The sequence below is a fragment of the Clostridium simiarum genome, assembly GCF_018919175.1.
Taxonomy (GTDB): Bacteria; Bacillota; Clostridia; order Clostridiales; family Clostridiaceae; genus Clostridium_L; species Clostridium_L simiarum.
This window is the reverse complement of the sequence record NZ_JAHLQL010000011.1, coordinates 16,275-30,212: the sequence shown is the minus strand read 5'-3', so window position 1 is coordinate 30,212 and position 13,938 is coordinate 16,275. Positions and strand designations below refer to the sequence as shown.

Below are 13,938 nucleotides of genomic sequence, written 5' to 3'. Positions count from 1 at the left end.
GAAAACTCTGAGTTTAATCTACTCAAAATAATTCAAAAGAATTGCTGGTCTTTATATCATCTTTTCTGTTCAATTTTCAAAGATCAAATCGCTCATCAGCGACATGTTTTATTCTAGCATCTTGTTTTTCCTTTGTCAACATGTTTTTTTAGAATTTTTAATCTTCTTATATAAAACAGTCAACTTTTGCTGAACTCTACACATCAGTGCTGAGTGCTTATTTATAATATCACGCTAATTCCCTAATATATTTAATATTATTCCTTATTTTTAAAGATTATATTTATTATTCTCTCTTTTTCTATGTATTTTTCTATAATCCTTAAATTGATACGCTAGGTAGTGTTTCTTTTAAATTGTATACTATAAATCATCTTATAATTGAAATGAAGTAAAATTCCAGTTAAAGAGACAAACAAACTTCATCGGAATCCCAGAGTCCCCTAACAAAAAAAGAATTGCAAGTATTTCTCTTACAATTCTTTTATACTTATATTTCATATCAATAAATGATCTATGAAATTTACAATCTCTACTATTTAATAAATATTTAATATTATAAATTAACATCTTTAGAATGCAGTTTTTATTTATTTGATAGTTGCAAAACCTTTTTAATAGCTTTATCCTGTGTTAAATCTGAATCCATTCAATCACTAATTTTTATATATGTTTTTATTGTAATGTTCATAATTTATCCTACTTTAGCATATCTTTTGTAATTTTAGTTTAAAGATTTAATATATTATGTAAATACTAAGTCCCTATTCTAAGCAAAAACCTGTGTAATCATAATAAAACTATGATTACACAGGTTTATAATTTTCTTTAATATACTCCCTTTTCACCTTTTATACCCTTCATAGGTTTTCTATAAACTCTATCTCTTCTATATCTAAGGGTTTTATCATAGGGACTTTCATATAATTCTTCATCTTCAAAAATCTCTTCTTTTAGATTATCTTTAATCTTAGCTATAACCTTTTTCAAGCAACATCCTTTAGATGACTTTTTTGTGTAATTCTCAGAGTTATTCAGATACTCTTCAAAGTTTTCAGTTACATTCTCCCTAGCATTTTTCCTTAGATTATAAACCACTGCACCTGCAACACTTGCTGCACCTAAAGCTACAAGAGCCCCAACTAAGCCATTATTCTTTTTTCTTCCCATATTTCACATCATAGATTACTAAAACATTTAAACTTTATAGAATCTATGACTTGCCTCCCTTCATCTTTAATCTATAAATTCTAACCTTTATAATAAAATACTATGTCCTTTTTAGTTATTATGTCCAAAACCTACATTAATATATAATAAATTTTAATTTATTCAATGGCTATACTCCATAATATTTCTATTCCTTTAATTAATATATGAAGTTTAATACACCTATAGATAAGTTCTTCTAATATGTACTTAATCTAAAATATCAAATCATAACATTTTTAATAATTAAATGTATTATAGTAGTATTTTACTATATGTACAATTAAAAATCTATAGATACAAATTAAGCTTCTCAAAGTTTTAACCTTGAGAAGCTTAGTTACTTTTTTATATTAAATTATGCTAATTTTATAATCTCAAGAACTAGTTTTGATGCATTCACTAGATCTTCTATTTTCATATGTTCTTCTAATGTGTGTGGCTTTCTTTCTCCTATACCTAGGTTTATAGCTTTAATACCATTTCCATTTAATATATTTGTATCACTTCCACCACCTGTAGCTGCTGTAAAAGGCTTAAGTCCTATACTCTCACAAGCCTTTTTAGCATGATCTACTATAGCATCATTTTCTTCTATAACAAAAGGTCCGTAAGCTCTTGCAGTATCTATCTCAGCTTTAGCACCAAATTTTTCTGCTGCCTTTTCAAAACATTCCACCATATGAGCTGTTTGAGCATCTAACTTTTCACTGCTTAAGCTTCTAGCCTCTGCTTTTATTTCAATTTCAGGACAAACTATATTAGTTACCTTTCCACCATTTATGCTTCCTATGTTTGCAGTAGTCTCTTCATCTATTCTTAAAAGCTTCATATTAGAAATAGCTTCTGACGCAACTTGAATAGCACTGATTCCTTCTTCTGGGGAAACTCCAGCATGAGCAGGTCTACCTATTATTTTAACATCTATCTTATCTTGAGCCGGTCCTTTTACTATTATTTGTCCCACATCTCCACCGCTATCTAAAACAAAAGCTTTTTTAGCTGATATCTTGTCATATTCAAGATTTTTTGCTCCGAATAATCCACCTTCTTCAAATATCGTGAAAACAACTTCCACTGGTCCATGCTCTATATTATCTTCCTTTATAACTTTTAAAGCCTCTACTATAGCTGCAATTCCACCTTTGTCATCTCCACCTAATATAGTAGTTCCATCACTATAGATAACTCCATCTTTTATAATAGGTTTAATTCCTACTCCTGGACTTACGGTATCCATATGACAACTAAATAGTATCGGTTCTCCATTTCTAGTTCCACTTAATTTTGCAATAATATTTCCTGTGTTTGATCCAACCTTTTCTCCAGCCTTGTCTCTATAGACTTCAAGTCCTAGGGATTCTAATTCTTTAGCTATAAAATCTGCAAATTCCTTCTCATTTTTAGTTTCACTATCAATTTGCACATAACTCATAAAATTTTCAACTAATCTTTTTTCGTTAATCACTTTAAAGCCCTCCTTTTTTATTTCAAAGCATTTTTTGCTTCTTATCTTTGTTTTTTATTAAATAAAAGGGCTGACTTTCCCTTTTAAAAGAAAAGCCCTCCCTCTTTGATTACTTAAGTAAATAGTATAATCCTGCTCCTGGTCCTAAAGGTAATCCTAATAGTGTCCAAATTATCAATAATATAGACCAACCTACTAGGAAAATCATAGAGTATGGAATCATGGTAGATATTAATGTACCTATTCCCATATCCTCTTCATACTTTTCAGCAAAAGCAACTATTACAGCAAAGTAGGACATAAGTGGAGATATTATGTTTGTTGTTGAATCCCCTATTCTATATGCAACTTGTGTAAATTCTGGACTATATCCAAGTCTCATAAACATCGGTATAAATATAGGCGCCATTATAGCCCATTTTGCTGATGCAGATCCCATAAATAGGTTTATAAATGCTGATACTAATATAAATCCAAGCATTAATGGAATTCCTTTAAGCCCTATAGCTTCTAGGAATGTGGCTCCCTTAACTGCTAAAATTGTACCAAGTTTTGAATAGTTAAAGTATGCTACAAATTGTGATGCTACAAAAACTAAAACTATATAGCTTCCCATAGAGGACATAGCTTTTGCCATTCCACTTATAACATCTTTACTTGACTTTACAGTTCCTGCTCCCACACCATAGAAAGCTCCAGGTATTAAGAAGAATAATAATATTATAGGTACTATACCATCCATAAATGGTGTATGTCCTAATATCTTATGGGTTTCAGGATCTCTTAATATTCCATTAGTAGGTGCTACCAATGCTACTATTACAGCTATGAATATTAAGAAAGCTATACCTGCATACTTTAATCCCTTTCTTTCTTCTGCTGTTAAATCCCCCTTATCTACAGTGTGTGCTCCTTTGTATTCTCCAAGTCTTGGTTCTACTATCTTATCTGTAACAAAGGTTCCAAGTATAGTTATTACAAAAGTGGACACTATCATAAAATACCAGTTTGCCACTGGAGTTACAGAGTAGCTAGCATCAATCATTTTTGCCGCTTCTGTACTTATACCTCCAAGTAGTGGATCTATAGTTCCTATGAGAAGATTAGCACTAAATCCTCCAGAAACTCCCGCAAAGGCTGCTGCAAGTCCTGCTAATGGATGTCTTCCAAAGCTTAAGAAAATTATAGCACCAAGTGGTACAAGAACTACATATCCAGCATCAGATGCTATGTTAGACATAATTCCAGAAAAAACCACCACCGCAGTTATAAGTTGCTTTGGTGTACTTAAAACTAGCTTTCTTATAAGAGCTGTAATAAGACCTGTACCCTCTGCAACTCCAACTCCAAGCATAGCAACTAAAACTGTTCCTAGCGGAGCAAAGCCTGTGAAATTCTTTACGGCATCAGTAAATATATATCTAATCCCATCTGCTGATAATAAATTTACCGCTTTTACTGTAATCTCTTTAATTTCTTTGGTTTTTGTGTCAACCCCTGTGTAAGTAACTGCTACCCCTGCCTTAGCAGCTAAAAATGAAATAATAATAACGGCAATACATAAAATTAAGAATATAGTTACAGGATGCGGCATTTTGTTTCCAACTCTTTCTACCCAATCAAGAAACTTTCCAAAAACACCTCTTGACTGCTTTGAATCTCTTTCCTTGTTAGCCATTTGAATCCCCCTTGTCTAAATTTAATGTTTTATATCTAGGATATATCTCTAATTCTTACTAAACAGAATTTCTTACTTTGGAGGAAGTTCTAACCTGCTCCCAGCCTTAGAAATCGTTATCCATGAATTTAACCGCTTTTCCCCCTGAACCTAAGTAGCGAGCCAAGATCTATGCTCTTGTGTAAATCGCTTACTCTTCGAGTACTCATCTTAAGCTTTCATAAGCATATACTAAAAAGGCTTATGACTTTACGGTAATCGCTTACTCTTTTAATACTCCTCTGAAGCACTTAAGATTAGCTTCCCTTAAAACTATTCCAGCGGATAACCATGAGATAAATCTACATAAGAATCAAAGATAACCTTAATATCTACAATATATTTACCATATTATTCAAATAGTTTAAATTAAAATAAATTAATAAACATCATTATTTACTAAAAATTAATCAATCGTTTTCACAATTTTTATATATATAAATTATCAGATGTTAACAAATTGTGTCAACAGTATTTTACAGTAACTTATTACCAGTTTAACGTTATTGTATTTATACATAATTTATTTATTAATATGCAAAAATAATTATAGTTTTTTTAAGTATTTAATAATGATTCCAAGTTATATTTTCCATAGAATTTTTATAAAACTTTATATTTAGAATAATTTAATATACAATTTTTCATATTTGTGCATGAAACTTAGCATTTATATAATTTCCATATTTTTTTTAGTTTATTTAATTATACTTTAAATCTATTGTATTTTATATTCATTTTATGAAGGATTTGATTATTTTGCAAGAATTGTTTATTTATTATCAATGTTTAGGATAAAAATAACAATTATTGTGAAATTTTATCTCTTTATGCCATCCCTATCATTCTAATATTTTTTATAAGTAAACCCCATCTGAACCTCTCAATGGCTTACTTTTTTAAAAAATATCTTAAATACTCTATATTTAATCGACATAAGGTTTTTATAATGGTAAAATGTGTTCATAATATATAAGGATTAAGAAATACCAAGTAGGAGGTGGCTTGTTGAGCTTTCAAACTTTTGCAACTTCTATATTTTTTATAAATATAATAATATCAGTTATTATTATAGTCTTGGAACGAAAAAAGCCAGAGAAAACCATTGCTTGGCTTCTAGTTCTTACCCTACTTCCACCTGTAGGCCTAATTTTATATATATTTCTAGGTCGCAACTGGAAACTGCATAAATTAAACGAATCTATTTCAGAGGATATAAAGGATTTAATTTACCCAATAATTAAAGAGTATAAACATCAAGAATATGTGCCCCTTATGGAACTTTTGGCTAACAATAGTGATTCTCCATTATTTATAAATAACCATATAAAAATATTTAAAAGTGGTAAGGACAAATTTGATTGTCTCAAGGAAGAGCTTTTAAAGGCAACTCACCACATCCACTTAGAGTATTACATAGTAAAAAGTGATGAAATTGGTAATGAACTTAAGGATATTTTGATTAAGAAATCCAAAGAAGGCGTTAAAGTTCGTTTTATAATGGATAGAGTTGGATGTATAAAAATATCAAAAAAGTACATAGAAGATCTTAAAAATGCAGGTGTAGATGTGATTCAGTATTCTTACTTTTTAGCCCCACTACTTAGAACAATAAATACCCAAATAAATTATAGAAATCATAGAAAAATAGTAGTTATCGACGGGAAGGTTGGCTTTATAGGCGGAATAAATATTGGTGATGAGTATTTAGGAAAAGGTAAGCTAGGTTATTGGCGTGACACCCATATGATGGTAAGTGGTGACTTTGTACTAGGTCTTCAAGCAGTTTTTTTAGATGATTTTCTCACCATCCAAAGGGCAAATAACGATTATTCCTTTTATGACTTAGAATTTAATAATTACTTTCCTACCCCAGAAAAAAAAGGTACTAAAGTTATGCAATTAGTAAAAAGTGGTCCTGACTCTGAGTTTCCATCTATAATGCAAGGTATAGTAAAAATGATAAATATGGCTACCCATCATATTTATATAACTACTCCATATTTTGTACCTACAGAGAGCGTTCTTGAATCTTTAAAAATCGCTGCTTTAGCCGGTATTGATATAAGAATACTCTTTCCCGGACGAGCCGATCACTTTACTGTTTACTACGCTTCTAAGACCTATTTATTTGAATTATTAAAGTGTGGAGCTCACATATACTTCTATGATCCTAATTCTTTTATCCATGCAAAAGTCATGAGTATTGACGGAAAGATTTCTACCTTAGGCACTGCCAATATGGATATAAGAAGTTACGAGCTAAATTATGAAATAAATGCTATGATATATGATTCAGAAATTACGGAAGAACTAGAAAGTATGTTTTTTGAGGATATTACCCTAAGTAAAAAACTAACCTTAGAAGACTTTGAAAACACTAAAAGGATTTATAAGCTTATAGAAGCTATAACAAGAATGTTTTCAGCACTTCTATAATATCCTCTTACAAATAATAACTTAGGAAGGTTTTTAGCATAAATATACCAAACCTTCCTACGTTTCTATATTAAAATTCTTTTTAAACTAGCCTTAAACTTTCCTATTATTCCTACTTATCATCTTACTTATACTTCTACAAATAAGAACTATTAAAAGAGCAAAAAGTCCACCTGAACTATCTATTAATACATCCTTTATAGCTCCAACTCTTCCTGGAACAAATAGCTGATGAAACTCATCTGTACATGCGTATCCTACAGTTATGATAAAAGAAATCAAAAGTAACTTTTCTTCTTTAAAATAATATTTCATCACTCTATAGGTTAAGATAAATAATATAAAATACTCTGTAAAGTGGGCGCCTTTTCTTATTATAAAATTAGCTAGTTCTCCAAAATAAGTATTTAAATCTAAACCTAAAAGGTTAAACACATACATTACAAATTTACTTTTTTCACTAGACACATCCCCTGGTTGGGCTGAAAAACAAAATATTAAAATCATCCAACCTATGAGAAGAGCCCAACTTATAGACTTCTTAGTACTCAACTTCATTTTATTCTCCTTTTACTTACTAGCATTTTCTTGTCCTATTTCTACTATGTTTTATTGGTAAAATAAATATAACCCATAATATTATATCATAAAGGAGCAGCAAATTATGAATAAAAATATTACTATTGATGATATAAAAGAAAGAATCAAAAACATATCAGAAAGTTATAAAGAGGAAGCCACTGGAGGTTATATATCAGGGGATGGGCCTATTCCTTGTGACATATTATTTGTAGGCGAAGCTCCTGGAAAGACTGAAGTATCCGAAGGTAAACCCTTTGTAGGCATGGCTGGAAAAACCTTTGAAGGTTTTTTAAATTCAATAGATCTTACGAGAAGTAAGGTAAGAATTACTAACACCTGTTTTTTTAGACCTATAAAGATAAAGGAGAGCAAAACCGGTAGAGAAAGCATAAGTAATAGAACTCCAAAACCTTCTGAGATAGAACTTTTTAGGGAAGTTTTAGATGAAGAGATCTTCTTAGTAAACCCTAAAATTATAGTCACCTTAGGTAATACCCCACTTAAAAGGCTTACTAATTTTAAAGCCATAGGAGAATGTCACGGTGAACTTTATTTCAATGAAGAGCTTAAAAAACACATTTTTCCTATGTATCATCCTTCTTCTTTAACCTACAATAGAAGCGAAGATTTTAAAACTATCTATGAAGAAGACTGGCAAAAACTTAAAGCTGCATTAAAGTCCATTTAGCCATTATTCTAATATCAAATTAGCTTTTTCTATATAAAAAGTTGTGAGGACACTTTCTTTATGACTTCATTTCCCTTATTAAGTCACTAGAAAATATTTCTCACAACTACTATGTTTAAATATAAATAATTAACTTACAATTGTGCATAGTTACTTAAAGATTCATGGGTATTAATTTCTAAAATATTACTTCCCAATTATTATTACATTCTGCTTTTATAACCTTTTCTTTAATTATATAATCTGCAATAAGCTCTGCCATATCTATGTTTATCTCTTTTATTACAGGTTTATTTTTAAACATACCATATTCTCCACCGCCACCTGCTCTGTAATTATTCATAACCACATCATATTCCTTATTCATATCTAATGGCACACCCTTATAGCTTAATGCTACCACTCTTTCTCCAAGGTGCTTTGATATGTCTAATTTATATTCTATACCTTCCCACATATCATAATTATAATGCTGTATCTTAGTATGTTTAAAATCACTGCTAATATTAATGTCTTCTCCCTTGTATCTATCAAAATAACCAGCGCTTCTCTCTAAAGCATCTTTTATATCTTTCCCAAATATCCTTATAACCTTTAAGGTATTCGGATAAATATAGTTAGAAACCACATCTCGCATAGTTATATCCCCTTTAAATCCCTTAGAATTATTATCAAAAAGAGAGGTGGTGGATATATCTACATTAGCATATTTCATTTGAATCCTATTTATAAACTCTATAAAGGGATGTTCCTTCATCCTTACCTTCAGGTGATCCTTTATGGTCATATCTCCCTCTATCCTTCCTATGGGGGTATCCAACCATTTTTGGGTGTTAGCTTCATATCCTTTAACCAATTCTAAGAGCTTTACATCTTCTTTAACTTCTTTAGCATATAAAAGCCTTGAGTCCTTCTCTACAATCTTCCATCCCTCTTTTGACTTTTCTAAGGTTACCTCTACTTTAGCTACAGACTGTCCTCCATATCCTGGTTCCACAGTGAGTACTCCATTTATTAATTTTTTAGGCACAAACATATGTTGATGTCCTGTTAATAAAATATCTATCTCCGGTAATTTTTCACATATTTCATAGCTCTGATTTTCTCCAGTGCTACTTCTTACCTCATCACTATTAACATCCCTTTCGTATCCACCATGATAACTAACCACTAATAAATCTACCTTTTCTACATTTTTTAAATAACTCACAAAAGTTTTTAGAGGAAATATAACATCCAAAAAGTCAATCCCTTGAATATTTTTACTTTCCTCCCAATTAGGGATGTATTGAGTGGTAGCACCCAATATGCCAACCTTTATACCATTTGGGAATTCCTTTATAATATAGGGTTTGCCAAAGTATGGTCTTCTAGTATTTTCATCTAAGATATTAGAGCTTAGCCAAGGAAACTTTGAAGATTTTATGCTTTCTAATAAAAAATCCTTTCCATAATTAAACTCATGGTTTCCCAACACTGCAGCATCATATTTCATATAATTCATTGCAGTTATCATGGGATTCATACCTTGTCTATCTATGTTAGCATAATGGTATACCAAAGGAGTTCCTTGTAGGATGTCTCCATTATCTATAAGTATTAAATCTTTTTTCTTTTTTCTCTCTTCCTCAACTATAGTGGCTATTTTGCTAAGTCCTAACTCCTTCCTACTATTATCAGAATAATTTATAGGAAATATTGCACCATGGATATCACTAGTTTCTAATATCACTATCTTATATCTATGATTTTTATTCATACTATCACCTTTGTAAATTTTATTTATGATTTAATCATATATTGTTCTTTTGAAAGCTTAATTATAACTCTTTACAATATTATACTATTAGATTACTAATATTAAAATCTAAATATTATGAAATATTATTTGCACTATTAAATTTTTAATTCTTTGTGGGAATGTTTACATTATATGCTGTATTTTGTCTTATTGTATGATATTATTAAAAATATAATTAAAATACAATTAAACAAAGGGGAGTATGAGAGAATGGACAATACTGAAATTAATGAGGAATTATTAGAACATCCTATATATAAAGCCTTTGAGGAGGTAGCTCCTTATATGGCTCATATTGTTAGAGGAAATTTAATGATAGGTTTTAATAGTCCTAACCAGTGTATAAAATTATATAGAAGTAGTACTGACAGCTATGATTACGAAGTTGGAGAAATACCAAATCACACTATTGCTTATCAATGCATGAATGAAGGTAAATTAATATTGGACAAGATAAAATACGACACAGATAATGTACCTTATAGGAGTACTGGAATACCAATAAAGAATAAGCATAATGATGTAATAGGTTCTGTAGTGATCTCCTGTTTTTTAGAAAACCATAACGAAATTATGAATTTATCTAACAGTTTAGTGGGTTTTGTAAACGGTATACTTGCAGTAGTTAGCGAAATATCTTCTCAAATTAAAACTGTATCGGAAAGTAATAATAACATAAGTAAACTTTCAATGGAAACAGCAAACAAAACCAAAGAAACAGATCACGTAATTGAATTTGTAAAGAATATCTCTAAAAAATCAAACCTTTTAGGCTTAAATGCTAGCATAGAGGCAGCACGGGCTGGTGACGCGGGATCAGGTTTTTCAGTGGTAGCCACAGAAATAAGAAAGCTTGCAGTTTCCTCTAATTCAGCTATAGAAAAAGTTGAAACTTCCTTAAGAAATATCCAAACTTCCTCTTTAGAAATAGCTAATAAAATATCTGAAGATAACGAAATATATGCAAGGCAAAGTGAATCCTTAGAGCAAATAACAGAAAATATCTTAGAACTTCAGAGTCTAACAGAACAGTTAGAAAAGTTAGCAAAATCTTATTAAAATGTACATATGGAAATTAATTTTTGAAAACCTATTGAAATGTGTGTGCTAAAAGGATTATAATAATTATTGTAATCCTTTTTTATAATTATGCGGGTGTAACTCAATGGTAGAGTTCTAGCTTCCCAAGCTAGCTACGTGGGTTCGATTCCCATCACCCGCTCCAAGCTAAAGTGATAAACCTTATCTTCAAGAAATAACTTGAATACAAGGCTTATCACTTTTTTATTATAATTTCTTTATGAGAAATCCTTATCCAGGGACGTAGCCGCTCTTTATTCCCACTTTGAAGAAGATGGGAATATTAGAGCGGGTAGTCATCGGATAAACAGAGTTCTTGCCTTTAGAGAGAGTTTTTCTCCCTTTAAAGCTTAGAAATCGTTATCCAGGGACGTAGCCACTCTTTACTTCCTCTTTGAAAAAGGTGGAAGTATTAGAGTGGGTAGTCATCGGATAAAAAGGTTCTGAGAAACTTAATTTCTCAGAACCTTTTTTGCATTAACTTTGAAATACTTCAGCTATAAAGTCAAATTCCTCTGGATCAGAAATTTCACCATAATCATCTTCTTTTATACCAGGATAGTAGTAAAGAATAAACTTATCTTCTTTATCTATAATATTTTCAATAATTATATACTGTCTATTAAGAACAGAATCCTGTAATGTAGCGAGAACCTTATACCTTGAACTATTTCCAGTATTGTTATTAGTTAAATCTAATATGAAGTTATCATGCACTGTCATATTAATTTTTTCATGATCACACTTCTCTATAAAAGAACCTTGTCTACATCCTCTACAACTATTGAACTTACAGTCTTTAGGGCAATTTAAACAGGCACATTTTGAGCAGTTTTTTAATTGATTAAATGCTTCTTTATTATCTTTCTTATAATCAGATAATAAGGCTATAGAGTTATTATTTTTAAATTTCCCTAAAAAAGATCCTTCCTGTTTCCTACACTCAGATTCTGCTGCATCTAAAAGGGTTACATATCTTTTTAGTATATCAACTTCTTTATAGTATTTTCTTATTTTAAGTGTGCTTTCAGAAAGAAAAGGAGCTACATTATCAATTGCGTAACTTATATCCACATAAACTTTGCCTAAGGTATCTCTCTCTCCTTTAATGAAGTCTAAATCTTTACTCATATTATCACCTATTGTTGATTCTTATATTTTTCAAGTTCAGCATCTAAATCTGTTGTACTACCAAGGCTTTCAAATTCTTTTTCTAAGCTATCAACTTGTTTTAAATCCCCAAGTCCTTCAGCAAGAGCTTCTTTTCGTTGAATTTTTCTTTCAATATCATCAATTTTAATTGAATTAGTCTTAGTTTGAACATTTGCAAGGATTTCATTAACTTGTTTTGATGCTTCAGCGTTATTCATCCTTGCAGCTGCTTCATCCCTATAACTTCTAGTTTTTTCAATTTCGTCTTCTAAATCTCTTAAGTTCTTTTTAAGTAATTCAGCTTTAGAGCTAGCTTCCTTATAACTATTTTGAAGAGATACATATCTTTTATCTGCATCTAACTTTCTTTCAAGAGCTCTTTTAGCTAAGTCATCATTTCCTTTAGCTAAAGCAAGCTTTACCTTTTCATCCCAATCCTTTGATTCATTTTGGGCATTTACCATCTTCTTTTCGGTCTCATGGACATTACCTAAAACCTGTGCTGAACTTAATTTAGCTTTGTTTAAATTTTCTTCCATCTCTCTTATTTTTTGATCCAAGAGTTGAATTGGATTTTCTGCCTCATCTAATGCATCATTAACCTTTGCCTTGAACATGTTTGATATTCTTTTAAATACACCCATTTTTCTTACCTCCAAAATTTTTTATTTTCTTTTTCTAAAATATTTTTTAATTATATTTATAATTACAATTATTAACACAACATATATTATTAATTTAAATATGGTTCCTATAATAGAAACTGGAGCACCGTATGAATTTCTATAGGAACTTCCCCCTCCAAAGAAAGGAATGGGTATTGGAATATAGCTTTTCTTTGATTCTTCCTGTTTATTACTTCCATAATTCTCTTTACTCTCTTTATTATCTTTACTTGACTTTGGTGGAGTAGTTTCTTTAGAGTTTGAGAAGCTACCTGATTTAAATCCACCAGAAGATGATTTAGGTGAACTAGTTTCAGGTGAACTGGGACTCTTAGAGTTACCCCCACTATTTTTAGAATCAGAGAAACCTCCTGATTTAAATCCTCCAGAGGAAGACTTTGGTGGAGTAGTTTTAGGAGTACTTGGGCTCTTAGAGCTACTACCTTTAGAATTAGAAAAGCCTCCTGACTTAAATCCTCCGGAAGATGGCTTCGAAGAAGGACTTATAGATTTACTTTGGCTTTTCATACTACCGCCACTTTTAGAGCCTGAAGATGTCTTTGCTAAAAGTAATTTACTATCACTAATTTCGAGATCCATGAGTTCACTACTTGAAGATTCATCTAAATTCTGCTTTTCAGCTGCAAAGACAACCTGATTATTTGAATACTTATGACCGATTAATCCCATACCATCAAATACTAAGCTGGTAATCAAAAAAACAAATGTCATATAAAGCGTTAATAGTATAGGGCTTTTTATAAACTTACGAATCTTTCTCACACCCCTTTCTACATCTTTAATTCTCATTAAGATTGATCCTATATTATATATTCATCAACCTTAATATTATTATACAGTATATTATATCATATAACAAGGTTAATTTTATTTGTTTTTGAGGTAAATTTCACTGGTTTACTATTTTCCCACTATTTACATAGATCTAAGCTATGTTTATCTTCAATTATCTTAGCTTTACATTCTTATAAAAATTTAGCTTTCTCCTTCAGTTTATTACACCCCTTCAACTTTAGATAGTAAATACATATTAAAAGTAATAAAAAATGTGAATATTGATAGAAACCCTTCTTATTTAACAAACTATATTTATGCATTATTTATGAATATTTTTTC

The 13,938-nt window shown here is 30.5% G+C and carries 11 protein-coding genes and 1 tRNA gene; 4 read left to right on the top strand and 8 right to left on the bottom strand.

Annotated features, from left to right (window positions below):
* Positions 1–828: 828 nt before the first annotated feature.
* From KQI89_RS17015 to KQI89_RS17005, 3 genes are all read right to left on the bottom strand, one after another.
* The gene (locus KQI89_RS17015; RefSeq protein WP_032122936.1) at positions 829–1,170 is read right to left on the bottom strand and encodes a hypothetical protein; all 342 of its coding nucleotides are present in this window, start codon (positions 1,168–1,170) and stop codon (positions 829–831) included.
* A 397-nt stretch (positions 1,171–1,567) separates the two neighbouring features.
* The gene (locus KQI89_RS17010; RefSeq protein ID WP_216458102.1) at positions 1,568–2,677 is read right to left on the bottom strand and encodes a M20/M25/M40 family metallo-hydrolase; all 1,110 of its coding nucleotides are present in this window, start codon (positions 2,675–2,677) and stop codon (positions 1,568–1,570) included.
* Positions 2,678–2,786: 109 nt separating this feature from the next.
* Positions 2,787–4,355 carry an AbgT family transporter gene (locus tag KQI89_RS17005; RefSeq protein ID WP_216458101.1) on the bottom strand — a complete coding sequence of 523 codons (1,569 nt, stop codon included), beginning with the start codon at positions 4,353–4,355 and terminating at the stop codon, positions 2,787–2,789.
* A gap of 1,047 nt (positions 4,356–5,402) precedes the next feature.
* On the opposite strand from KQI89_RS17005, the gene cls reads away from it, so the two are divergent.
* Positions 5,403–6,833 (top strand): cardiolipin synthase, encoded by a 1,431-nt coding sequence (gene cls / locus KQI89_RS17000; RefSeq protein WP_216458100.1) that lies wholly within the window; start codon positions 5,403–5,405, stop codon positions 6,831–6,833.
* Positions 6,834–6,926: 93 nt separating this feature from the next.
* Here the strand turns inward: cls and KQI89_RS16995 are convergent, their stop codons facing one another.
* On the bottom strand, positions 6,927–7,391 hold the full coding sequence (locus KQI89_RS16995) for a VanZ family protein (RefSeq protein ID WP_216458099.1): 465 nt from the start codon (positions 7,389–7,391) through the stop codon (positions 6,927–6,929).
* 106 nt (positions 7,392–7,497) lie between these two features.
* On the opposite strand from KQI89_RS16995, the gene KQI89_RS16990 reads away from it, so the two are divergent.
* Positions 7,498–8,103, top strand: a complete 606-nt coding sequence (locus KQI89_RS16990) for a uracil-DNA glycosylase (RefSeq protein ID WP_246583168.1) — start codon at positions 7,498–7,500, stop codon at positions 8,101–8,103.
* A gap of 178 nt (positions 8,104–8,281) precedes the next feature.
* On the opposite strand, the gene KQI89_RS16985 is transcribed toward KQI89_RS16990, so the two are convergent.
* Entirely contained in the window at positions 8,282–9,862 is a 1,581-nt protein-coding gene (locus tag KQI89_RS16985; protein WP_216458098.1) for a bifunctional metallophosphatase/5'-nucleotidase, read from the bottom strand.
* Positions 9,863–10,114: 252 nt separating this feature from the next.
* On the opposite strand from KQI89_RS16985, the gene KQI89_RS16980 reads away from it, so the two are divergent.
* A complete protein-coding gene (locus KQI89_RS16980) occupies positions 10,115–10,963 on the top strand; it encodes a methyl-accepting chemotaxis protein (RefSeq protein ID WP_216458097.1) in 849 nt (282 codons plus the stop codon).
* A gap of 92 nt (positions 10,964–11,055) precedes the next feature.
* Positions 11,056–11,129 (top strand) — tRNA-Gly (locus tag KQI89_RS16975).
* A gap of 332 nt (positions 11,130–11,461) precedes the next feature.
* On the opposite strand, the gene KQI89_RS16970 is transcribed toward KQI89_RS16975, so the two are convergent.
* Genes KQI89_RS16970 through KQI89_RS16960 form a run of 3 tightly spaced genes read right to left on the bottom strand, consistent with a single transcriptional unit; the run spans position 11,462 to position 13,611 of the window.
* Positions 11,462–12,115, bottom strand: coding sequence for a DUF1292 domain-containing protein (locus KQI89_RS16970; protein ID WP_216458096.1), 654 nt, complete (start codon positions 12,113–12,115; stop codon positions 11,462–11,464).
* 8 nt (positions 12,116–12,123) lie between these two features.
* Positions 12,124–12,780 carry a PspA/IM30 family protein gene (locus KQI89_RS16965; RefSeq protein ID WP_216458095.1) on the bottom strand — a complete coding sequence of 219 codons (657 nt, stop codon included), beginning with the start codon at positions 12,778–12,780 and terminating at the stop codon, positions 12,124–12,126.
* Positions 12,781–12,801: 21 nt separating this feature from the next.
* Positions 12,802–13,611 (bottom strand): hypothetical protein, encoded by an 810-nt coding sequence (locus KQI89_RS16960; protein WP_216458094.1) that lies wholly within the window; start codon positions 13,609–13,611, stop codon positions 12,802–12,804.
* Between the last annotated feature and the right edge of the window lie 327 nt (positions 13,612–13,938).